The 22,810-nt window shown below is 53.6% G+C and carries 23 protein-coding genes; 11 read left to right on the top strand and 12 right to left on the bottom strand.

The features are described 5' to 3' along the window. Nucleotides 1-122: 122 nt before the first annotated feature. The 5 genes from CPA45_RS07515 to CPA45_RS07535 all read left to right on the top strand — a co-directional run bounded on the left by CPA45_RS07515 (nt 123) and on the right by CPA45_RS07535 (nt 5,178). Entirely contained in the window at nt 123-941 is an 819-nt protein-coding gene (locus CPA45_RS07515) for a DUF3100 domain-containing protein (protein ID WP_096650945.1), read from the top strand. Then, entirely contained in the window at nt 931-1,425 is a 495-nt protein-coding gene (locus CPA45_RS07520; protein WP_096650946.1) for a hypothetical protein, read from the top strand. Before CPA45_RS07515 ends, CPA45_RS07520 begins: the two co-directional genes overlap by 11 nt. Before the next feature lie 10 nt (nt 1,426-1,435). Beyond that, the gene (locus tag CPA45_RS07525; protein ID WP_096650947.1) at nt 1,436-2,593 is read left to right on the top strand and encodes a M20 aminoacylase family protein; all 1,158 of its coding nucleotides are present in this window, start codon (nt 1,436-1,438) and stop codon (nt 2,591-2,593) included. A 147-nt stretch (nt 2,594-2,740) separates the two neighbouring features. Continuing rightward, nucleotides 2,741-3,631 (top strand): NAD(P)-dependent oxidoreductase, encoded by an 891-nt coding sequence (locus tag CPA45_RS07530; RefSeq protein ID WP_244287550.1) that lies wholly within the window; start codon nt 2,741-2,743, stop codon nt 3,629-3,631. Then, nucleotides 3,628-5,178, top strand: a complete 1,551-nt coding sequence (locus tag CPA45_RS07535) for an aldehyde dehydrogenase family protein (protein WP_096650948.1) — start codon at nt 3,628-3,630, stop codon at nt 5,176-5,178. Before CPA45_RS07530 ends, CPA45_RS07535 begins: the two co-directional genes overlap by 4 nt. Here CPA45_RS07535 and CPA45_RS07540 read toward each other — a convergent pair. The 4 genes from CPA45_RS07540 to CPA45_RS07555 all read right to left on the bottom strand — a co-directional run bounded on the left by CPA45_RS07540 (nt 5,157) and on the right by CPA45_RS07555 (nt 8,118). Further along, the gene (locus tag CPA45_RS07540) at nt 5,157-6,095 is read right to left on the bottom strand and encodes a LysR family transcriptional regulator (RefSeq protein WP_096650949.1); all 939 of its coding nucleotides are present in this window, start codon (nt 6,093-6,095) and stop codon (nt 5,157-5,159) included. The two genes, CPA45_RS07535 and CPA45_RS07540, sit on opposite strands and share 22 nt — an antisense overlap. 50 nt (nt 6,096-6,145) lie before the next feature. Then, nucleotides 6,146-6,502, bottom strand: a complete 357-nt coding sequence (locus CPA45_RS07545) for a hypothetical protein (protein ID WP_096650950.1) — start codon at nt 6,500-6,502, stop codon at nt 6,146-6,148. Further along, complete coding sequence (locus CPA45_RS07550) at nt 6,502-6,774, bottom strand: HU family DNA-binding protein (protein WP_078089605.1); 273 nt, start codon at nt 6,772-6,774, stop codon at nt 6,502-6,504. The genes CPA45_RS07545 and CPA45_RS07550 overlap by 1 nt, the downstream gene beginning before the upstream one ends. Nucleotides 6,775-6,924: 150 nt before the next feature. Next, nucleotides 6,925-8,118 (bottom strand): NAD(P)/FAD-dependent oxidoreductase, encoded by a 1,194-nt coding sequence (locus CPA45_RS07555; protein ID WP_096651021.1) that lies wholly within the window; start codon nt 8,116-8,118, stop codon nt 6,925-6,927. An 87-nt stretch (nt 8,119-8,205) separates the two neighbouring features. On the opposite strand from CPA45_RS07555, the gene CPA45_RS07560 reads away from it, so the two are divergent. The 5 genes from CPA45_RS07560 (at nt 8,206) to CPA45_RS07580 (ending at nt 12,513) form a co-directional block, all read left to right on the top strand. After that, on the top strand, nt 8,206-8,772 hold the full coding sequence (locus CPA45_RS07560; protein ID WP_096650951.1) for a chorismate--pyruvate lyase family protein: 567 nt from the start codon (nt 8,206-8,208) through the stop codon (nt 8,770-8,772). Nucleotides 8,773-8,805: 33 nt separating this feature from the next. Beyond that, nucleotides 8,806-9,696 (top strand): 4-hydroxybenzoate octaprenyltransferase, encoded by an 891-nt coding sequence (gene ubiA, locus CPA45_RS07565; protein ID WP_096650952.1) that lies wholly within the window; start codon nt 8,806-8,808, stop codon nt 9,694-9,696. Nucleotides 9,697-9,804: 108 nt separating this feature from the next. Continuing rightward, nucleotides 9,805-10,494 (top strand): phosphate regulon transcriptional regulator PhoB, encoded by a 690-nt coding sequence (gene phoB, locus CPA45_RS07570; protein WP_078089602.1) that lies wholly within the window; start codon nt 9,805-9,807, stop codon nt 10,492-10,494. A gap of 2 nt (nt 10,495-10,496) precedes the next feature. Then, the gene (phoR, locus tag CPA45_RS07575) at nt 10,497-11,804 is read left to right on the top strand and encodes a phosphate regulon sensor histidine kinase PhoR (RefSeq protein ID WP_096651022.1); all 1,308 of its coding nucleotides are present in this window, start codon (nt 10,497-10,499) and stop codon (nt 11,802-11,804) included. A gap of 388 nt (nt 11,805-12,192) precedes the next feature. Beyond that, entirely contained in the window at nt 12,193-12,513 is a 321-nt protein-coding gene (locus tag CPA45_RS07580) for a hypothetical protein (protein WP_096650953.1), read from the top strand. Nucleotides 12,514-12,863: 350 nt separating this feature from the next. Here the strand turns inward: CPA45_RS07580 and cysZ are convergent, their stop codons facing one another. The 6 genes from cysZ to CPA45_RS07610 all read right to left on the bottom strand — a co-directional run bounded on the left by cysZ (nt 12,864) and on the right by CPA45_RS07610 (nt 18,816). Beyond that, entirely contained in the window at nt 12,864-13,583 is a 720-nt protein-coding gene (gene cysZ / locus CPA45_RS07585; RefSeq protein WP_096650954.1) for a sulfate transporter CysZ, read from the bottom strand. A 70-nt stretch (nt 13,584-13,653) separates the two neighbouring features. Continuing rightward, nucleotides 13,654-14,379, bottom strand: a complete 726-nt coding sequence (gene phoU / locus CPA45_RS07590; RefSeq protein WP_078089599.1) for a phosphate signaling complex protein PhoU — start codon at nt 14,377-14,379, stop codon at nt 13,654-13,656. 30 nt (nt 14,380-14,409) lie between these two features. Continuing rightward, entirely contained in the window at nt 14,410-15,225 is an 816-nt protein-coding gene (pstB, locus tag CPA45_RS07595; protein ID WP_096650955.1) for a phosphate ABC transporter ATP-binding protein PstB, read from the bottom strand. Beyond that, on the bottom strand, nt 15,219-16,637 hold the full coding sequence (gene pstA, locus CPA45_RS07600) for a phosphate ABC transporter permease PstA (protein ID WP_096650956.1): 1,419 nt from the start codon (nt 16,635-16,637) through the stop codon (nt 15,219-15,221). Before pstA ends, pstB begins: the two co-directional genes overlap by 7 nt. Continuing rightward, nucleotides 16,634-17,752 carry an ABC transporter permease subunit gene (locus CPA45_RS07605; RefSeq protein ID WP_096650957.1) on the bottom strand — a complete coding sequence of 373 codons (1,119 nt, stop codon included), beginning with the start codon at nt 17,750-17,752 and terminating at the stop codon, nt 16,634-16,636. Before CPA45_RS07605 ends, pstA begins: the two co-directional genes overlap by 4 nt. Before the next feature lie 98 nt (nt 17,753-17,850). Beyond that, on the bottom strand, nt 17,851-18,816 hold the full coding sequence (locus CPA45_RS07610; protein WP_422822017.1) for a PstS family phosphate ABC transporter substrate-binding protein: 966 nt from the start codon (nt 18,814-18,816) through the stop codon (nt 17,851-17,853). A gap of 84 nt (nt 18,817-18,900) precedes the next feature. Here CPA45_RS07610 and CPA45_RS07615 point away from each other — a divergent pair, with 84 nt between their 5' ends. Then, a complete protein-coding gene (locus CPA45_RS07615) occupies nt 18,901-19,314 on the top strand; it encodes an acyl-CoA thioesterase (protein WP_078089594.1) in 414 nt (137 codons plus the stop codon). A gap of 57 nt (nt 19,315-19,371) precedes the next feature. Here the strand turns inward: CPA45_RS07615 and CPA45_RS07620 are convergent, their stop codons facing one another. Together CPA45_RS07620 and uvrD are read right to left on the bottom strand one after the other, a co-directional pair. Continuing rightward, complete coding sequence (locus tag CPA45_RS07620) at nt 19,372-20,460, bottom strand: TRAP transporter substrate-binding protein (RefSeq protein WP_096650958.1); 1,089 nt, start codon at nt 20,458-20,460, stop codon at nt 19,372-19,374. A gap of 131 nt (nt 20,461-20,591) precedes the next feature. Beyond that, entirely contained in the window at nt 20,592-22,790 is a 2,199-nt protein-coding gene (gene uvrD, locus CPA45_RS07625; protein WP_096651024.1) for a DNA helicase II, read from the bottom strand. Nucleotides 22,791-22,810: the final 20 nt, after the last annotated feature.

Here is a 22,810-nt window from a genome sequence, read left to right on the forward strand (position 1 = left end):
CTGCACTTACTGCTTCTAGCTATCAGGTTTGGTGTTCTAAAAAATAGCGCACTAAAGGCCTATGATTGAAACAGTAACCTTTCGATACTCGGAATGACTCTAAAAAAAACAGGATCATTCCAATGGATCTAAAACTGCTGCTGGACTGGCGTCTTCACCTCATGGTGATTGTGACGTCAATGTTTTCCGAATGGATAGGCATTGTACGTATTCCCCTCGGACCAGGAACTCTGCTTTTACTCCCCCTGCTCTACGCCTTTGTGATAGGCGTGCTGTTTAATCCCCACCTTTTCTCGGGAATGGGAAAAATCATTCCTAAACCTGTCAGCCATGCGGCTGGCCCAATTATTTTAATCGCCATTTTGCCGTTTATCGCCAAATTTGGCTCGACCATTGGCCCTGCTATTGAGCAGATCATTGCTGCAGGCCCTGCGCTTATTCTCCAGGAGTTAGGCAACCTTGGCACCATGCTGTTGGCACTGCCCTTTGCGGTACTGGTGCTTAAGATGGGGCGTGAGGCAGTGGGGGCTACCTACTCGATTGCGCGGGAGCCAAATATTGCCATTATTTCAGATCGTTATGGATTAAGAAGCCCTGAAGGTATCGGCATTATGGGCGTCTACGTAGTGGGGACCATGTTTGGCACCCTCTACTTTGCGTTGATGGCCGGGTATATCGCGTCGCTGGATATTCTTGATATTCGTGCGCTGGCGATGGCCTGTGGCGTGGGTAGCGGCAGCATGGTGGCCGCGTGCTCGGCAGCTCTAGCTGAAGCGGTACCCGGATCAAGAGATGAGCTGCTTGCATTCGCTGGGGCGAGCAACCTGCTGACTTATGCAACAGGTTTGTATATTTCGCTATTTATCGCGCTGCCGATTACAGAATGGCTCTATAAGCGCTTAAAAGGTAACGCACCGAAGGAAGTTCGCCATGAAAGCTAATGACACCACAGCCAATCAGTTTGATGCTGAAGCGCTAAAAGAGTTGCGCCCGGAAAACCAGCTAGGCAAAACCGCTTTGGTGTTGGCAGCGGTGTGTGTGGCGGCGTGGTTTAGCAATATCGTCAATGGCGCGCCACTGCTAGATGCACTGCCCGGTATGCTGATTCTATATGTAATGGTGATTATTGGGCTGGTTATCGGGCGCGTGTGCCCCTTTTATCTGCCCAGCGTCGCCTGGGTTTCGCTGGTCAGTATTATTGCTACCCTCCCTGTTTTTCCTGGTAGCGACTGGATTATTGCACGGTTAGCGGAAGTTAATTTTCTGGCTGTGGTTACCCCAGTACTGGCTTATGCGGGATTAGCACTTACCGGGCGTGAGTTTGCCATGTTTAAGCAAACTGGCTGGAAGCTGGTGCTTGTGGCGCTACTCGTCTTTACCGGCACTTTCATAGGCTCAGCGTTTGTTGCCCACCTCATACTTTAAGGATAAATCTATGACGGCATCTATCTGCTTACCGGAAATAGCGCAGTTGGAGGCGTGGCGACACGACTTCCACCAGCACCCTGAGACGGCGTTTGAAGAACATCGGACTAGTGCGCGTATTGCCTCGTTGCTGACCGAGTGGGGCTTCGAGGTGACAACTGGGATTGCAGGCACTGGCGTAGTAGCGGCGCTTGATGGTCGGCTTGGGGGAGGTAGAACCATAGGGCTGCGTGCGGATATTGATGCACTGGATATCCGTGAAGAAGGCGGTGTGCCATACGCTTCTAAAACACCAGGAAAGATGCATGCCTGTGGCCACGATGGCCACACCACTATGTTGCTGGGGGCTGCCTGGGCGCTTAAGCAGCAGCCGGACTTCAAAGGAAGGGTGGTGTTTATCTTCCAGCCTGCGGAAGAGAATGAAGGTGGTGGTCGCGCGATGGTGGAAGATGGCTTATTTAAGCGCTTTCCCATGGATGCTGTATATGGTTTGCATAACTGGCCAGGCTTGGCCGTTGGCGAGGCGGCGGTACACGACACTGCCGTGATGGCAGCCTTTGATATTTTTACGCTGACGCTAACCGGTAAAGGCTGCCACGCCGCGATGCCCCATCTTGGAATAGATACGGTATTAGCCAGCTGCCAGTTGGTGAGCCAATTGCAGGGCTTAATAAGCCGTGAAACGCCACCGGATAAATCGGCGGTACTGAGCGTAACCAGCATTCACGGCGGCGATACCTTTAACGTTATTCCTGAGCAGGTAGAACTACGCGGTACGCTGCGCTGTTTTGATATGGCCCTTAAAGAGCACTTGGAAGCGCGCTTCAAGCAGGCGATTACCAGCTTAGCCGAGTTTCACGGCTTAACTGTTGAACTGGATTACCAGCGCTGCTACCCCGCTACCATCAATACCCCTGAGCACGCTCAGCAGTGTGCCACGGTGTTGGGAAACTTACTTGGTAGCGACAAAGTACTGCGTAACCCACCACCGAGTATGGCTTCTGAGGATTTCTCATTTCTGCTAGCCGAGTGCCCGGGCGCCTATATCTGGATGGGCAATGGTGAGGAGTCCGCTTCGCTGCATAATCCACACTATGACTTTAACGATGCACTGCTGCCGTTAGGTGCCCGCTACTGGGTGGAGTTGGTGAACACGCTACTCGTTTAAGCCACACGCTACTTTTTAAACTTACCGCTAGACGCTCTTCTTTATGCCCTTATGGTCGATGCCCTGATGGGTAGGGGAGCGTCTACGCCAAACAAAGCATTTCAATCAAAGCGCCCCGTGTAAAGAGCGCTTTCAAGGAGCCTTATCGTGTCGTTAACAATTACCGTAATAGGCCTTGGTCAGATGGGCGGCAATATGGCGCTGACCCTTAAGGCAGCAGGTTTTGATGTGACCGGTAGTGATGTGTTTGAGCAAGCGCGGGCACGATTAGCGGCACAAGGGGTAGCCGTTGTAGCCCCCGATAAACTGCCGCAAAGCGATGTTTACCTGCTCTCACTCCCCACTTCCGCCCATGTGCGTGAGGTGATTGAGCAATCACCGGGCTTACTTAATCTGGCTCCGAAGGGCAGCGTGATTGTTGATACCTCCACCAGTGACCCTGCCGTCAGCCGGGAACTAGCCAAAAAGGTCGCGGCGGCTGGATTGCTCTGGCTGGATGCCCCGGTCAGTGGAGGCCCTAAAGGGGCGGCCAATGGCACGTTAGGGATGTTGCTAGGTGGTGAAGACACCACAATTGAGTGGGTAGCGCCGATGCTGGAGGCGATGTCTGCTAAATGTACCCATGTGGGCGGACCGGGTAGCGGCCATGTGGTCAAGCTTGCCAATAACTACCTATGTGCTGCGCATTTGTTAACGACAGCAGAAGCGGTAGCTATGGCGGTCAAGGCAGGTGTTGCCCCCGAGGCGTGCTTGGCGGGCATTAATAGCGGCTCTGGCCGCAGTGCGGTAAGCGAGGTGAATTTTCCTGAGTGGGTGCTAAGTGAGCGCTTTGACTCAGGCTTTACCACCGGTTTAATGCGTAAGGATTTACGCTTGGCGCGGGAGGCTGCCCAGCAGCTTGGGATACCCCTGGGCCTGCTGCAGACGGTTGTTGATATGTGGCATTCCGATGCTGAACAGCTTGGTGATAGTGACGACTTTAACCATATCGCTACGCCGATCTTGGCGCGCGCCACCCAAGGAGGGGCTTCAGCATGACCATGCTTAATCAACATGCCAGTGAACAGTTAGCCACGCTTCTAGCACGCTTTGGGCTGGCTGCGGCCACACCGTTTAGTAATTGGATTGACGGCTATTTACAGGAAGGAGAAGGCGAAGAGATCACCCTTATCAATCCTGCCACCGGTGAGATGCTGATACGTTATCGTGATGCAGGTCAGGCCCTTGTTGAGCGTGCCGCACACGCTGCTAAGCGTGGTCAGCATCAATGGATGGCCCTTACTGCCAGTGAGCGAGGGCGGCGTATGAATGCTGCGCTATCCGGCCTACAGGGCCACGAGGAAGCCTTGGCTCAGTTGGAAAGTATTGTCGCGGGGAAACCAATACGTGATTGCCGTGCAGAAGTTGGCAAGGTTCGCGAGATGTTTGAGTACTACGCAGGTTGGTGCGACAAGCAGCACGGGGAAGTGATTCCAGTGCCTACTTCGCACCTTAACTATGTGCGCCATATGCCCTACGGCGTAGTGGGGCAAATCACCCCTTGGAATGCGCCAATGTTTACCTGCGCCTGGCAGTTGGCTCCCGCCATTGCCGCTGGTAATGGTGTAGTACTGAAGCCCTCCGAGCTAACCCCTTTTTCATCGGTGGTGATTGCTAAATTGCTCGAAAGTGGGGGGCTGCCCCAGGGGCTGATCAATATCGTCAATGGCCTCGGTAAAACAACCGGCACCGCGCTGACCGATCACCCGGCCATCGCTAAGTTAGTGTTTGTGGGATCACCCGAAAGTGGTCGCATGATAGCCCAGGCGGGAGCAAGGCGGCTGGTACCCAGCGTGCTTGAGCTGGGCGGTAAATCGGCCAATATTGTGTTTTCGGATGCTAAGTTAGAAGACGCTGTGGCAGGTGCTCAGGCGGCTATCTTTGCCGCAGCAGGCCAGAGCTGTGTGGCGGGGTCACGGCTGCTTGTTGAGCACTCGGTATTTGAGGTGGTAACCACTCGCTTGGCCCGCGCTGCAGAGCAGATTCAAGTTGGGCTGCCCAGTGACGAAGCCACGCGAATGGGGCCACTGCAGAACCGCCGCCAATTTGAGCACGTAACACGTATGATTGAGGCGGCAGTAGCCGCTGGGGCTCGAGTGTTAACCGGTGGAAAGCGCCCTGCTGGCTTGCCTGATGAAGCCCAGGGCTACTTTATCGAGCCTACTGTGTTGGTAGATGTGACGCCGGAGATGGATATCGCCCAACAGGAAGTGTTCGGCCCGGTAGTCGTTGCCATGGCATTCAATGATGAAGCGCATGCCATACGGCTAGCCAATGAGACCCGGTTTGGCTTGGCCGGTGCAGTGTGGAGCCAGGATGTGGCGCGGGCGCATCGCGTCGCCGGGCAACTGCGTGCTGGTACGGTGTGGATCAATAGCTACAAAGCAATTAGCGTTATGTCGCCGTTTGGCGGCTTTGGCGATAGCGGCTTTGGACGCTCCAGTGGGTTAGATGGTCTACGTGAGTACACCGTGCCACAAAGTGTGTGGGTAGAGACCGCACCAGAAGCGAGCGTTGCCTTTGGCTATGGCAGTGGCGTTGGTTGATCCAACGCAGGATCGCGAAAGGCCTGCATCCAGCGCTGTAAATGGCGCAGCAGTAGGATGCTGGCCTTAGGCTGCTGACGACCTACTCGGGTAACCATATGCGCGTGTGAACGCTGAAAAAGTGGATCGTCTACCGGACGAGCGACCAAAGTGCCTGCTTCCAGGTCATGGGCTACGGCAAAGGCAGGCAACAAGGTAACCCCCATACCGCTACGTACATATTGCGCCAGAATCACCATGGAGTTCGTATTCATCGCCATCCGTGGTGCAATACGGGCCTGTTGAAAGGCTTGATCGACCATTTGGCGTACACCGTGGCTGGTATCCCACATAGCCATGGGCTCCGCACTTAGCTGAGTTAGCGACAGTGGTGATGTTTGGTTAGCAAGGGGATGATCGGGAGATAAAATGGCCATAAGTGGCTGAGGGCTAGACGCCCAAAAACGCAGCTGGGGGTGGGTGCGCTCATGAAACATCAAGCCAATATGGCTCTGGTCCTCGACAACGGCTTCGATAATACCTGAGGTACCTGCGATATGAATATCCAGCTGAATACCTGCATAGCGCTGGGTGAACTCGTGCAGAGGCGAGGCAACTAAATCGCTTACAAACCCCTCTCCGACGGTTAGCGAAATCGTGCCGGTTTCTAACCGCTGGTAGGCCTCCAGCGAAGTAATAAAACTCTCATCCAGCGCGCCACGCCGTTCGCAATACTCCAGCAGCATTTCACCGACAGGTGTGGGGCGAATTCCGCCGCGCTGGCGCTCCATCAACGTTGCCCCTAACGCCTCTTCCAGCAAGGTGATTTGCCGGCTTACCGCAGAAGGGGCAATGTCTAGACGCGCCGCTGCGCGGCGCACCGAGCCAGACTCTAGCGTAACGCGGAAGTACACCAACCGCTGATGAGGTATGTCCATCGCTGCCGCTGTACCTCACGCGTTATAAGGTCATTAACCAAGGATGTAAGCTACAAATGTTTTAACAGCTTTTGTAGCTTGTTCATATCAGCGGAATCACCCACTAAACGCACTTCACCGTTCACCATGCCGTCCAAGAATGCCTGCTGGGTTGGTTTCTTGAGTATGCGTAGCGCACTATCTTGATCGCGAAAGCGCAACTCAAGGTCAAGATCAACAGGTAAGCCTTTGCCGGTAATCACGCTTTGGGGTGTCATCCGGTAGTAGCGGGCAATGCTTAAGTCTTCCGTGGCAATTCCCCAGTCTAGGCCGCGCATGCGTTCCAACTGCTCCCGAAAGCGCGGCTTGCGGCGCAGGGCATGCTTGAGCATAAAGCTCAGCAGCCACAACGTCAGCTTGAGTTTCATTAGGAAACGGCGTCCTTAAGCGCTTTACCTGGCTTGAACGCAACGTTCTTGCTGGCCGGAATTTGTAACGGCTCGCCGGTTTGTGGGTTTTTACCGGTGCGTGCGGCACGTGCGCGAACAGTAAAGGTACCAAAACCGATCAGTGAAACATCTTCACCTTTAGCGACACTGTTAGTGATCTCGTCCAGAATGACGTTGAGGACTTGGCCAGCTTTGTCTTTGGAAAGGTCGGCACCTTCAGCAATAGCAGCGGCGAGTTCAGGTTTGCGCATAGAAAAAATCTCCGTAGTGACAGAATCAAGCGTAAAGCTCGTCATGTTGTTAAAACAGTATTGTTAACACAAGTATTGTTGAAACAGTGGTATTGAAACACATTATCCGACTGGTCCAGCTTTCTAGACTAGTCGCGAATGCAGCGAAAATCAGCCTAGCAGCGCAGGGACTACTCTGGAAAGCTCCACTTTCCTTCTCACGCAGCTGCCTGTCAACGCAAAACCAATCAAACGTCCGTATTTATCTTCTGCGAGGGCGGTCATTTCATTGCCTTGCCCTTCAATTTTCCACTGTTCAGGTGTACTTAAAGGTGGGTAGGCAACCACGGGCAGTAGCGGTGTTTTAACGATGATCGGCCAAGCGCCAAACTGCACGTGGGTGGGAGTGCCGCTTAGTGTGGCCGTGAGTGCTTTAATACTGGCCTGCAGCGGCTGCACGTACATGGCATTAATGCCCTCAACACAAGCCGCATCGCCTAGTGCGTAAACGTTAGAGTGGGAGGTGCGCAGCAAGCGGTCGACCTGGATACCGTGACGGCTAACACTAAGCCCGGCTGCGCGGGCAAGTTGGGTACGAGGGGTAAGGCCGGTGGCCAGTAGTACGATATCAGCGATGCAGTGTTCACTGTTATCTAAGCTCAGGGTTAAGGCGTTGTCTGAACCCAGTGACAAACTCTCCAACGTAGCTCCTAGCCTAAGTTGGATGCCCGCTGCCTGAAAAGCATTGCCGAGAGCATCGCCAAGCGGCTCCGGTAGCAGGCGTGGCAATAGCGTATTTTCTGGTGCGATCAGAGTGACTTGATGTCCCCCAGCGTGCAGATCATTAGCAAACTCGCAGCCCACAAGCCCTGCGCCAATAATGGCAACACGGGCAGGCTTGGGGCTAAGAGCTGCATGTAAGCGACGGTAGTCGTCTAGGTTGTTTACCGCGAAGCAGCGCTCAGCAAGCTGGCTTGGTACGCTAAACGGGGCATACGGTGCGGCACCGGTAGCTAGCACTAGGTTGTCATAGCGTAACCTAAGGTCATTACTAAGCAGCAGAGTTTGGTTATCCACATCCAGTTGCACCACTTGGGTGTGGGTAAATAGCGTTGCATTGAGTTCTTCTGCCATCTCGGCGGCACTGCGCTGGGCCAGCGTCTCGGGGGGAAGGCGTTTAGCAAAACCGGTCGAGAGCAGTGGTTTGCTGTAGTCGTCGCCACTATCAGCACTGATCAGCGCCATCGTACGGGTATCACCCTGGCGGCGTAGGGTGCGGGCAAGCCCAACTCCCGCCATGCCAGTACCAATAATGGCCAGCGCTGCATGGGAAGTATCGGTGTGTCGTTGGGTAGATGCGGGCATGCAGTAACCAAAAGTCGGTGGAACAAAAGCCTGTGAGGGCACCATGTTACACTAGCGCTCACTTTTTTGACTGCCTTGGAGAACCCGGTGACGGTCACTACTTTTCGGCATGCCCATCCTTTTCCACATTGGCTACCGGTTAATGCGCTGCGCCCTGCCATGAGTGCGCCCTGGTGGCAGTGGGTGGCCTCTACCGACTCGTTAACCGCTCGGTTGACCGCTGCAGCGGGCAGTAAGCCGTTTAGGGTACGTTTATTACGCCAGATGATAGGCTTGCCACTACGGGATGAGGCGCAGGCGCTAGGCATTGAGCCGCGCCGCAATGCGTGGATACGGGAAGTAGCACTTTGTGTGGACGATACACCTTGGGTAGTGGCACGCTCGGTAGCACCACTAACTCAGCTCCTGGGTAAAGGCTTAGAGGGGCTTGGCGAGCGCTCCTTGGGTAGTTGGCTGTTTCGTCAGCCTGATTTAGTACGTGGCCCGCTGTACGCAACGAGGCATTGGCCTAGCTTTGCCTACCATCTGTGCACGCCAGCCGATACAGGGGTGTGGGGACGGCGCTCGGTATTCCAGCACAGCGGCCTTTCGTTGCTGGTACAGGAATGTTTTTTATCTACTATGGCGGATGAACTTAGCTTGCCTTCGCGCTAGGCTATGATCAGCATCTTTTTTCGAGAGGTAAGCATGGATCGTTCTCTGTTGCGGCCAACGGGATGGGCTCGGGTGGCTGATTTCCTACAGCTAATGCGCCTAGACCGGCCAATTGGCACTTGGCTCCTGATGTGGCCCACTCTATGGGCGCTGTGGATCGCGGCAGAGGGCGTGCCTGGACGAAATGTACTGTTGATTTTTATTGCCGGCGTTTATGTGATGCGTGCGGCTGGCTGTGTGGTGAACGATTACGCAGACCGTCACTTTGACGGCCATGTGAAGCGTACTAAGCATCGCCCCTTAGCCACTGGACGCATCAGTGAAACCGAGGCGCAGTTGCTATTCGTTGCGTTAGTGGCAGCTGCATTTATTTTGGTGCTGCTTACCAACTGGTTTACGGTGTTGCTCTCTATTGGTGGGGTTGTACTGGCGTTTATCTATCCCTTTATGAAGCGTTACACCCACTTCCCCCAGGTAGTGCTAGGTGCTGCTTTCTCTTGGGCGATACCGATGGCGTTTGGCGCGGTGCTGGGGAGTGTGCCGCTTGAAGCATGGTTACTGTTCTTTGCCAATCTGCTGTGGACAGTGGCCTATGATACCCAGTACGCCATGGTCGACCGCGATGATGATTTAAAAATCGGTATTAAATCAACAGCTGTGCTATTTGGTAACGCTGATCGCTTGATCATCGGCCTACTGCAACTTGTCACCTTGGTGTTGTTGGCCTGGGTAGGGTTACGCGTGGGATTGGGGGGATTTTTTTGGTTGGGGCTAGTCGCCATGGCGGCAACATTTGCCTATCAGCAGCGGCTGATTTTGCACCGCGAGCGTGATCAGTGCTTCCAGGCATTTCTGAATAATTATTGGTCAGGCCTGCTGGTTTTTGCCGGTATTGCGCTTAGTTGGTGGCCTATAGCTGGTTAATTTCGCTGAGTGTCATAGAATTGTCATCAAGTCATGGTGTTATCGTCACTGACATGTCATTGAACTATTTTTTGAACTAGTTTTCATTGCACACCGTGAGGCCCTGGAATGACCGCCAAGACCGTTTTGATTGTCGATGATGAGGCGCCAATTCGCGAAATGATCGCGGTGGCGCTGGAAATGGCTGACTATCGCGTGCTTGAAGCGGATAACGCCCAGGATGCCCATGCGATAGTCGTTGATCACCAGCCAGATCTGTTACTGTTGGACTGGATGATGCCCGGCACTAGCGGTATTGAGCTGGCAAGGCGCCTAAAGCGCGAAGAGGCAACGGCTGAAATACCGATTATTATGCTCACGGCGAAAGGCGAAGAGGATAATAAGATCCAAGGCCTTGAGGCGGGCGCCGACGACTACATCACTAAGCCCTTTTCGCCCCGCGAGTTGGTCGCACGATTAAAAGCAGTTCTGCGGCGCACCACGCCTCGCGGCGTAGAAGACCCCATTGAGATTAATGGTTTGCTACTTGACCCAGTGAGCCACCGGGTGAGTGCCCATGGCAAAGCGCTGGAAATGGGTCCCACTGAGTATCGCTTGTTGCAGTTCTTTATGACCCACCAGGAGCGGGCTTATACCCGTAGCCAGCTGCTAGATCAGGTATGGGGTGGCAATGTGTATGTTGAAGAGCGTACCGTTGATGTCCATATCCGTCGTTTGCGTAAAGCGTTAGGCGAAGTTCACCAAAACCTTATCCAAACGGTGCGAGGCACTGGGTACCGCTTCTCCGCTCGGGTGTAATGGTGCGCCTGTGGAGCCGTGAGCTGTGGCGTATTGCCTGGTTGGCTACCTTAGGGGTGCTGCTGGGCTGGCTACTGGACGCGCCCGGACTTGGGTTAGCCGCAGGGCTTGCTGCGTGCTTGTTTTATCATCTACGCCAGTTGCTGGCGCTATTCCAATGGCTAACGCTGCACCCCCAGGATGAGCCTCCTTCTGCACGAGGCATGTGGGGTGAGCTACTTGACCGACTCTATCGTTATCAAAAAAGCCAGCGTATTACCCAAAGCCGCTTGCGGGCTACTCTGGCACGTATTCAAGAGTCATCGGAAGCCATGCGTGATAGCGTGGTTATGCTAGACCGCCACGGCGATCTTGAATGGTGGAACAGTGCGGCTACAGAGATGTTGGGCTTACAAACGGCCCATGATCGTGGGCAGCATATTACCAACTTGCTGCGTGATCCGCGTTTTATCAGTTATTTCAATGCCTGTGAGTATGGTGAACCGCTGACGCTTACCTCACCGATAGATGAGAGCCGCATTCTGCAGTATCAAATCACTCTGTACGGAGATGATGAGCGCTTGCTGATGGCTCGGGATATTACCCGTTTACACCGCCTTGAGCAGATGCGGCGGGACTTTGTAGCGAATGTTTCCCATGAGCTGCGTACACCTCTAACGGTACTTTCTGGCTATTTAGAAACCTATAGCGACTTAAGCGATCAGTTGCCTCCACGGTTAGGCCGAGGAATCGGCCAGATGCAGGAGCAAGCTACACGGATGCAAAATCTAGTGAATGATCTGCTGCTGCTATCGCGGCTGGAAATTGATCAAGGTGGGAAAGACCACCAGCCACTCGATATTAAATCCTTGCTTGAGAGTATTCGTCGGGATGCTTTAGCGCTATCTGGTCAGCAACATAACAATCAGACGCATAATGTACAGGTGATCATTGAGACTGAAGCGCAATTAATAGGTAGCGAGCCGGAAATACGCAGTGCAGTTTCAAATCTTGTCTTTAATGCGGTTCGTTACACTCCGGTGGGCAGTCAAATAACCCTTCGCTGGACCACTATGGAGAACGGCAGCGCTTATATAGAAGTGGTAGATAATGGTGAAGGCGTTGATCCTGTGCATATTCCACGGTTAACTGAGCGCTTTTATCGAGTAGATAAAGGGCGCAGTACCGCTACTGGGGGCACAGGCTTAGGTTTGGCCATTGTCAAACATGTGCTGCTGCGCCACGATGCTCAGTTGCATATAACATCCCGTCCAGGTGAAGGCGCACAGTTCCGCTGTGTGTTCCCCGCCACTCAAGTCATCCACCAGTGACCACAGCTTAAGCGCGCTCTTTTCGGCTGCTTCTTTTTAGTGCTCTTTGTGTATCCACTTCTTAAGGTGAATGGTTTTTGAGGTGTTTAGCTTTTATAAAAGATAACCCTTGTATAGGTGTGCCTAACTGCCAGCCAGACATGGTTAAGCCTTACTCATGTGTCATTTTTAACCATGCTAGAAGCTTCTAGCGCACTCAGCGTGGCTCTTTATAAACGTTTTTTTATTTTTTAAGTTATTGATTTTAATTGTTTTATTTTTTAATTTTAAAGGGTGGCATGGTAGGTGCAGTTATATAGGTAAGGAAGATAACCGCTGGAACTGGTAAGCCTATATGGCACTCTTCCTTAAATTTAGCGGTATTAAACAGCGCTCGAGGAGATGGAATATGATATCCAAGGAACTACTCAAGAAAGCTGGCATCTTAGGTGTGTCTTTTGGCTTGATGGCTAGCCCATTAGCTTTCGCTGACACTACTGAACATTCATCAATTGATCAAAATCAGGATATAACGGCTGACGAGCAGCCAATGGAAACAAATTCACACGGTAACGATAACGCGGATGAGCGTAACTACGATGCCGAGGACCTGACAACTGACCACGGTACTAGAGGTACCGATGTTATTGATGACCCTGATTCAACGAACACGAGTGGCGATGCTGAATATACGCCTGAAGATGTTATGGAAGAGAATGACGGGTCTTAATTATTGTCGGTTTTATGTGAAATAAGGTTTTTCGATTAGTGAATAACCGCATTTGTTAAATAGTGTTAAATTATGGTGAGTAACTTTACAGAGTAGCAAATAACTCTTACGCTTAGGAGTGAGCAATATAAGGGGCAAGGATGCCCGCTGCACGGATGCTTACCGATTCAAAGGATGAATCAAGCGACGTACAATGCGTTAGTCAGGGTTAATTCCATGGTTGGAGTCCCGCAAAAGGAGAGGAAGCTAACGCTAGGTACCGTCCAATGTAAGAGTTAACCAGACCTCGCTTAGGCGAGGTCTAGTTTTTTCTAATGGATGGTTTTCTGATGGATTATTGAACGGATTGCTTACTTGGTAATAATTCCACGGTAATGGTTATCCCACATAAAAACGGCTCCAGCGACTGCCCCTGGTATTAAGAATAAATTTGCCAGCGGAATCCAGGTTACTATTGTGACTAACCCCCCATAAGTCAAACTTTGCCACCAGCGCCGAGACAATCGTCCGCGCATGTCCTGAAAAGTTATTTTGTTGTTATCCATTGGGTAATCCAAGTAAGTAATGGCCATTATCCAGGCAGAAAACAGCGCCCATAGCACTGGCGCAAATAGATTAAGTCCTGGTATCCAACTAATGATGAACAGCACCGCTGCGCGTGGCAGGATATAGCCTAGTTTTACCAGTTCGCGCCCCACGGCATCGATGGCGGTTTTAGCCAGCCCGCGGTCGTCTAAAGGTTCACGGCCTGTCGCTTGGCGCTCTACTTGGGCAGCCAGAAAGCCATAGAATGGTGCGGCAATCAGGTGGGTTATCAGGGTAAAGGTAAAAAACACTACCAGCAGTAGGCTAACAAAGAATAGCGGCCAAATTAGCCAGGATAGCCACTCAAGCCAGCTGGGTACCATTGCCATAGCGCTGTCTAACCAGCCAGAAAAACGGTTAACTACGATGCCTAGCATGCTGGTATAAACGACAAGATTGACCAGAATCGGCAGGAAAACATAACGCCGCAGGCCCTTTTGATATACCAGCCGAGTTCCTCGACTTAGCGCGGTAAATGCATCCAAAGTACTCACTCCTTATCAAAACGCCCAGACAGAGCATCTGGGCGTATTGCAGGAGGCATTTGGCGTTAGGTCAAGACTTTTTAAGCACCTTCTGATCTAAACTATCGAGGTCGGTATGGCGAATATCCAATCCTTTGACAAGATAAACCACGTACTCCGCGAGGTTATTGGCATGGTCACCCACCCGCTCCAGGGCGCGCAGCACCCACATAATGCTGAGCACGGAGCTAATCGAGCGGGAATCTTCCATCATAAAGGTCATTAGAGAGCGCATGGCACTGCCGTACTCGTCGTCCACGAGTTCGTCTTCGCGGACTACCTGCATGGCTAATTCGGTATCAAAACGGGCAAACGCAGTTAGCGCATCGCGCAGCATCTTACGTACATGTTCGCTGATGTGTCGCACTTCCACCAAGCCACGGGTATTACCGTTGTTTTCACTTAACAGCATCGCGTTGCGGGCAATTTTGCTAGCTTCATCGCCGATACGCTCAAGGTCAGAGGTAGCGCGAATTACCGCCAGCACCAGGCGAAGATCAGAAGCTGCTGGCTGACGGCGCGCCAGTACGCGGGTGCACTCGTCATCTATCTGGAGTTGCAGGTCGTTTACTTGGCGGTCGTTATCACGTACTTTTTCAGCGAGATGACTATCGCCTTCTAGCAATGAATACACCGCATCCTGAACTTGTTTTTCCACCAAACCGCCCATGGCCATCAGGTGGGTTTTTAATTCTTCCAGTTCCTGGTTGAACTGGCGAGAAATATGCTGGCTGTGGGTATCGCTCGTAATATCCATTGAGCACTCCTGACGTGATGTCTCTGGGGCCTAGGTCATGCGGCCGGTGATGTAATTTTCAGTACGCTGTAAACGCGGGTTAGTGAATACTTGGTCGGTTAAACCGAACTCAACGAGTTCGCCGTTCTGCAGAAAAGCCGTGTAATCGGAAACCCGCGCTGCCTGTTGCATATTATGGGTCACCAGCACCAACGTAAGCTGCGATTTAAGATTGCGGATTAGCTCCTCTATCTTGAGTGTTGATATAGGATCGAGCGCCGAGGCGGGCTCATCTAGCAGCAGTACGTCGGGTTGTACGGCCAGCGTGCGGGCAATCACTAAACGCTGCTGCTGCCCGCCGGAAAGCTGCCATGCTGAGCGATGTAGCCGGTCTTTAACTTCATCCCACAGCGCGGCTGAGGTGAGCGCCCACTCAATAATGTCGTCTCGCTTGCGCTTGGGTAAGCGGCGCTGTAATCGCAGCCCAAAGGCGACATTTTCATAAATTGACATCGGAAATGGATTGGGGGTTTGAAACACCATACCCACACGCCGCCTCAACTCTGTTACGTTCATCTGGGGTGCATGAATGTCTTGCCCTTCAAGCGCTATATATCCACGGTGGGAAACAGATTCGTTAAGATCATGCAGCCGGTTAATCGCCCTGAGCAGTGTGGATTTGCCACAGCCAGACGGGCCGATAAAAGCGGTAACGCGATGGCGCGGTACGTCTAGCGTCAAGTCTCGCAATGCAGGTTTCCCCGCATAAGCGAGGTGAAACTGATTGATACTCAGGCAGCACTGCTCGGGAGCAAAGGTGATCACCGGAGTTTGTGATGACTGGGCTGACGTTAGGGGCGCTAGCATTCGTTTCCTCGTTGACGCCTTAGATAATGACGCAGAAATATGGCAGTTAGATTAAGCACCAGAACAATCAGCACTAACAGTAACGCTGTGGCGTAAACCAGTGGGATGGCGGCCTGAACATCTTCCCCATGAAACGCCGTATCAAATAAATGATAGCCGAGGTGCATAAACTTGCGTTCAAGGTGTAAATAAGGGAATTCACCATCTAACGGCATTTGCGGTGCCAGTTTGGCGACCCCGACTAACATGAGTGGTGCTACTTCTCCTGCCGCACGGGCAACGGCTAATATCACTCCGGTGAGCATCGCGGGGGTAGCCATGGGTAGCACCACCCGGGTCAGCATCTCTAGACGTGTAGCTCCTAGCGCTACGGCACCTTCGCGTTGGGCATCGGGGATGCGTGCCAAGCCCTCTTCAGTTGCCACAATCACCACTGGCAGCGTTAATAGCGCAAGGGTTAGCGACGCCCATAAAAGCCCGCCCGTGCCGAAGGTTGGTGAGGGCAGCTCATCGCTAAAGAACCAGTTATCGATAGACCCGCCAATGCCGTAGACGAATACCCCAAGGCCGAACACCCCGTAAACTATTGATGGCACCCCTGCCAAGTTGCGCACGCCAATACGCACTAAGTGGGTGAGCCGATTTTGGTGGGCGATTTCATTAAGATAAATTGCCGCTAGTACGCCAAACGGTGTAACGATCACCGACATTAGAATGACCATCAGCACGGTGCCAAAAATAGCAGGCCAAACACCGCCGCCAGTATTGGCTGCCCGTGGTCCTTCACTGAGAAAACGCCAAACGTTTTGCCCCCAGGCAGTGACTTTTTGCCCCCAAGACATGGCATTGGGAGCTTGGAAATGGCTGACGTTGGAGAGCGGTTGGCGCAGAGCATGGCCATCAGCGGTGATAAGCAGCAGATCACTACTGCCTTGCTGGCTCGCTGGCTGTGCGAGTGCGGTGGTAATGTAGTCCCAGGCTGCCTGCCCAGTTAGACGCTGGCCATCGCTTTCCACGGCGACTAGGCGGCCAATAAAGTCGCCCCACGGGGTGCGCTCTAGGCGAATAAGGTCGTTAGGGGTCGTTTGTGCTGAGATGTCATCTACGGCTATCCAGCGCCAGTTGGCGCCGTTGATATCACGGTTACCGGTGAAGTAGAGCCTCTCCATGCCCGCGTTTAGCGGCAGCGGTGTTTCTCGTACCGGCTGGCCGATGACGATGTCACCTGAGGTAAGTGTGACCTCCTCCAGGGTAGCCGGCCAGAAGTGCCCTAAACCGCGGGTTGCCAGCAGGGTGAGAAGCGCTGCTAGCATCAGTAGTGAAAGCGCTACACAGGCAGCACATAGCCACGGCCAGAGCCCATCGTTTAGCCAGTTAACACGCCGTTTGCTCTGCTCGGATAGTGGCTTCATGGTCTGCCCCCCAGACGGTGATAGCGACGGCGTAGGCGCTGACGCACCACTTCTGCGAGGGTATTAACTAAGAAGGTGAAAAGGAATAACGAAAGGGCTGCCAAAATCAGTAGATGGTAAGTAAGCCCGCCGGGTGAAGCCTCGGGTAGCTCAATGGCGATAGCGGCGGAAAGCGAGCGCAGCCCCTCAAATGGACTGGCGCTAAACAGCGCAGTGTTGCCGCTGGCCATCAGTACAATCATGGTTTCACCCACGGCACGGCCTGCGCCAATCATGACCGCTGAAAAAATACCGGGGCCAGCCGTGGGCAGTGCCACTTTCCAAAGCGCCTGCCAACGACTGGCACCTAGCGCTTGTGCCCCCTCCATTAAGGTCGGTGGAATATCCGCGAGAGCATCTTCCGCCAGGGCATAGATACTCGGGATGACCGCAAACCCCATGGCAATTCCGACGATTAGCGCATTTCGTGTGGCGTAATCCATACCATATTGCTGGTCGAGCAAACGTCGCAGATCGCCTCCCAGCAGGTGGTGCTCCAGCCACGGTGCTAACCATAGGGCGACTGCAACCATACACACCAGCCATGGAATTAGCCAAAGCCCTGCCCATGAGTGCGGCAGACGCCGGCGTAGCCGAGCAGCAGCAAGGTGCCATAAAGCCCCCGCTAAAATAGCACTGAAGGGTAACCAGACAATAAGTAGGAGAGTGCTGGCTAAGTGACGCTCTACCCAGGGCGCCAGTACTAAGCCGGCAATAAAGCCCACAACGACGCCAGGCACCGCTTCCATAAGCTCCAGCGCAGGTTTGAGTCGACTACGTAAACGTGCCGACATAAACAGCGCTGAGTAGATTGCTGCGCCTAGCGCGATAGGGGTTGCAAACAGCATGGCGGCAATGGCGGCTTTTAAGGTGCCCCAGGCAAGCGGTGACAGCTTGCTAAGCGCGAAAGTGTCGCCTAGTGCTAAAAGTGGTAGCGTTTCCCAGGCGAGAAAAACCCCAATGGCGAGAATCGCCAATAGCACCCCAATGCCCCCAGCGGTAATTAGCCCGGTGGCAATACGGTCCTGAAGCTGGCGCAGTGGCAGATAAACACGGGGTAGCCGAGGGGAAGTCATGTCGACATCATAGAGAAGCAGGTGCCATCGCTAAAATTAACATGCATGGTGAAGTCTCCTTACCCTAAAACATTTTTATGACAGTTAAGTGACAGCGGTTACCACGGTTGCTGGGCATTCGGATCGCTAGGTGGCAGTGGCACGAAGCCTGATGCGCGGATAATTTGCTGGCCTTCCGCGGACGTAATCAACTCAATAAATGCCTGCTCTGCGGCGGGTAACGACTCCCCCGGTGGCAGATTAACGTAGAGATAGAGATCTCGGGATAAAGGATACTCGCCGCGCTGAATCGATGACTCAGTAGGCGCTACATCACGGCCTTGTTGGTCGGTTAGGCGCAGTGCTTTTACCATTGGAGATAGGTGGTTATAGCCTGCATAGCCTATTGCATTAGGAGATTCTCCCACTGCGGCGACTACGGCGGAAGAGCCAGGATGCTCGCTGATATCCACACGAAACTGACCGCTGCACAGCGCCTGCTGCTGAAATAACCCATGGGTGCCCGACGCCAAGTTACGCCCATGTAGCGCAATTTGGCCGTAGGGCCATAGCTGGGCCTCAAGCAATTCCTCCCAGCGCCTAATAGCGTGGTCTGCGCCACAGGTAAGGCCGGTTGAGAAGATCGCATCGACCTGTTGGCGGGTTAACGCTTCAAGCGGGTTATGGCGATGCACGACGACGACCAGGGCATCCCGCGCCACGCGAAGCTCAAGGGGAGGGTAGCCATAACGGTCGACAAACTGTTGGTGCTCACTGTCGGACATTGGGCGTGACATAGGGCCTAGGCGTGTGGTGCCCGCTATTAACGCTGTGGGAGCGCTGGCTGAGCCACCAGCTTGAAACTGCAAGCTAATTTCCGGGTGGCGAGCAGTGAGCGCTTCGCCCCAGCGCAATACCAGCCCTGCCATGGTGTCGGATCCAACGGCACCCAGTGTGCCGCTCGGAAGGGAGGGAGCTGTGGTGGTAGGCTGCCCCCATGCTAGCTGTGCGACCATGAATAGCGTGCCCAGCAGCGCTAGGCGCAGGGGATATTTCTTCCTTAGCCATAAACCGTTACCCTTCAAACGTCTTTCCTCTTGTGATTAACTAAAGCCACTCTATTGCGATGCAGCAACATCACAACAATAAACCCACAAAGCGACCACCTTATGACACCGTTGGATTCTGATTTGGACGATGTACCTGCTCCACAGGGGCAGCTCACCTTAAAACTACTGGCTTCTCGACAAGATACCAATCTCTATGGCGATATTCCTGGTGGCTGGCTAGTCAATCAGATGGATCAGGCTGCTGAGCTTGCCGCAGGCCGAGAGGCTGGTGGGCGAACGGCTACCGTTGCCATTGAAGCGATGGATTTTTTAAGCCCCGTGCGTGTGGGCTCTATGGTGAGTGTTTATACCCAAGTGCAGGAAATTGGCCACAGCTCGATTAAAATTGATGTCGAGGTATGGGTACGCCCGCCCCAGGGGCGCCACGAAGAAGAGCGTCAGAAAGTCACCGAGGCGCGCTTTGTGATGGTGGCACTCGACGAGAACGGCCGTATTCGCGCAGTGCATAGTTAACAGCAGCAGCGCTAAAAAAGGGCGCCGAAGCGCCCTTTGTCAATGAGAGCAATACGATTAACCGGTTAGGTCAGCACGGCTTTTCAAATAAGCGTATTCGCCCACATCGCTAAACGGTCGAAGTACTTGCTGGAAGGCTGCATAGGACTCCCATACCCGTCGAGATTCTTCATCGCCGTCTACCTGACGCTGAATGACCTCTTGAGATGACTCATAGAGCGCTTCCATAACATCTTCTGGGAAAGTGCGCAGCTGGACGCCGTGCTCATCTACCAGTGTTTCCAGCGCTTGAGCGTTGCGATAGGCAAACTCGCTGATCATGGCGAGGTTAGAGGCGCGAGCAGCTTCGCGGATAACGTCCTGGAGGTCTTCCGGCAGCGCATTCCAGGCATCCAGATTGACGGTGCCTTCTAGTACTGCAGTAGGCTCATTCCACACCGAGGTGTAGTAGTAGTCGGCTACTTGGTGCAGGCCAAACGCCATATCGTTGTAGGGGCCTACCCAGTCAGCAGCGTCAAGCACGCCGGTCTGTAGTGAGGTGAAGATTTCTGAGCCAGGCATGTTAACGGTGGTAACCCCAATGCCGTTCATGGCTTCGCCCGCGAGTCCTGGTAGGCGCAGGCGTAGACCTTGCATGTCGGCCAAAGAGTTAATCTCTTTTTTGAACCAACCGGCCATTTGAGCGCCGGTGTTGCCAACTGGGAAAGGCTTCAGGTTATGGTTGGCGTAGATTTCGTCCCACAGCTCTTGGCCACCTCCGTGGTATAACCAGGCGTTCATTTCGGTGGTATTCATACCGAAAGGTACCGCCGTAAAGAACTGCGACGCGGCCACTTTACCGCGCCAGTAATAAGAGGCGGAGTGGCCCATTTCAGCGGTGCCAGCGGCCACCGCATCAAACACCTCCATGGCAGGTACCAGCTCGCCTGCGCCGTGTACACGGATTCGCATACGGCCATTCGAGAGCTGCTCTACCCGGCGGGCGAAGTCATTCGCGCCGGTGCCTAGAGCAGGAAAGTTTTTCGGCCAGGAGGTGACCATATCCCAAGTATAAGTTTCGTTAGCGCTGGCGGTGGAAACAAATGGGGCGGCAGCGACACCGGCGGCACCTAGGCCGACGGTTTTGAGAAAGTTACGGCGTTGCATGGCGAGCAGAACTCCGGAAATTATAGGGTATTTTTGTTAGCGCGCAGGTACGCGCGGTGTCCGTTAGCCAGTATGCGCTAAGCAGGTTTTAATCGGCAAGCCATTGAACTCAACGCCATGTAGCTAGCGGCTTACAGAGGCGTTAGCTTAGCAAACCCCAGTACCAACCATTTAACGCCATCACCCTCAAAGCTGACCTGCACTCGTGCGCGGGCTCCTTCGCCTTCTGCATTGAGAATAACCCCTTCACCAAACACTGGATGTGCCACCTGCTGGCCCACGTGTAGGGCGGGTAGGTCACCGTCACTCTCAATCCGCTGCTGGGCAAAACTAGACCGTGTAGCAGTAACGGGGCGAGAAATATGTCCTCGTAAGCGGACTTCTTCCAGTAAGTGAGGCGGTAGCTCGCGCAAAAATCGTGATGGGCGGGGAAATACCTCTTTGCCATGCAGGCGGCGGGTTTCGGCATGGGTCAGGTAGAGTTTCTGCATGGCGCGGGTAACGCCCACATAGCAGAGGCGCCGCTCCTCTTCGAGCCTGCCAGGTTCTTCAAGGGACATCTTATGGGGAAACAGTCCTTCTTCAACGCCGGCAATAAATACCACTGGGAATTCCAGACCTTTTGCTGAGTGCAGCGTCATTAGCTGAACGCTGTCTTCGAATTCCTCGGCTTCATGGTCGCCTGCGTTTAGTGCGGCTTCGGATAGAAATGCTTCCAGTGCAGCCATGCCTTCACCCGCTTCCGGGGTTTCAAAAGCGTCGCCGTGGGTGAAAGCACGGGCGGCGGTGACCAGCTCTTCCAGGTTTTCCACCCGTGCCTGACCTTTCTCGCCGCGCTCGCTTTTGTGGTGCTCAATCAGTCCGGTGTGTACGGTCACATGGTCGATAATTTCGTGCAGGGGCAGCCCTGAAGCATCGTTATCTAGTTGTTCGATCAGGTTGGCAAAAGCTTGCACCGCATTGGCAGCTCGGCCCTTTAAGGTACCGTCATTAATTGCGTCGTGTAACGCCTGCCAGAGTGGCACGCCCTGCTCTCGGGCGCGATGGCGAACAATTTCTACGGTGCGGGTGCCGATCCCTCGAGTGGGTACGTTAATTACCCGCTCCAGAGAGGCATCGTCATCCCGATTGAGCAGCAGACGCAAATAGGCCAGGGCATTTTTAATCTCTAGACGCTCGTAGAAGCGGTGGCCACCATAAATACGATAGGGCATGCCCTGGCGAATCAGTGTCTCTTCAAGTAGCCGAGACTGGGCGTTCGAGCGGTAGAGAATAGCAATATCGCGCCGATTAAAGCCTTCGTTGACCTTCTCTTTGATGGTGTCGACGATATAGCGGGCTTCTTCCAAATCGTTGAACCCGGCGTAGATCGAAATTGGCTCGCCTTCGATACCATCGGTCCAGAGATTTTTGCCCATCCGTTCACTGTTGTGGCTGATCAGCGTGTTAGCAGCTTCCAGAATCGCACTGGTGGAACGATAGTTCTGTTCCAGGCGTACCGTGTGGGTGTGTGGGAACTCCTGCTCAAAGCGGCTGATATTTTCCACTTTGGCGCCGCGCCAGCCGTAGATCGACTGGTCGTCATCACCCACCGCGGTCATTGGAGTCTGCATTCCCGTCAGCAGCTTTAGCCAAGCGTATTGCAGCGTATTGGTATCCTGAAACTCATCCACCAGTACGTGACCAAAACGCTCCTGATAGTGCTTTAACAGCGCTGGGTTATCGCGCAGTAGCTCTAGGCTTCTCAGTAGCAGCTCACCAAAGTCGACAAGACCACCCCGCTCACAGGTTAGTTGGTAGCGCTCGTAAAGCTCGACCATTTGGCCCATATAGGCATCGCCGTCCACATTAACTTGGTGTGGGCGCAGTCCTTCCTCTTTACAACCGGAAATAAAATGCTGCACCTGACGCGGCGGATAGCGCTCGTCATCAATTGAGTAATCTTTCAACAGCCGTTTCACCAGACGCAGCTGGTCATCAGAGTCGATAATTTGGAAGTGTTGGGGTAGCCGTGCATCTTGCCAATGCGTACGTAACAGGCGGTGGGCGATGGAGTGAAAGGTGCCAACCCATACGTGGCGCATGGAAATGCCGAGTAGCGCTTCTAGGCGTGTACGCATCTCTTTAGCGGCTTTATTGGTAAAGGTAACTGCCAGCAGCGCGTAAGGAGAGAGCCTTTCGGCCTGCATTAGCCAAGCGATGCGATGAACCAGCACGCGGGTTTTACCCGACCCCGCGCCAGCCAGCACGAGTAAATTACCCTGAGGAGCGCTAACTGCCTCGCGCTGGGCGGGGTTGAGCTGATCTAGAATCGCCGTGACGTCGTCCATATAAGCCGCTGCCGGTTCGA

The sequence above is a fragment of the Vreelandella nigrificans genome (assembly GCF_002374315.1).
Taxonomy (GTDB): Bacteria; Pseudomonadota; Gammaproteobacteria; order Pseudomonadales; family Halomonadaceae; genus Vreelandella; species Vreelandella nigrificans.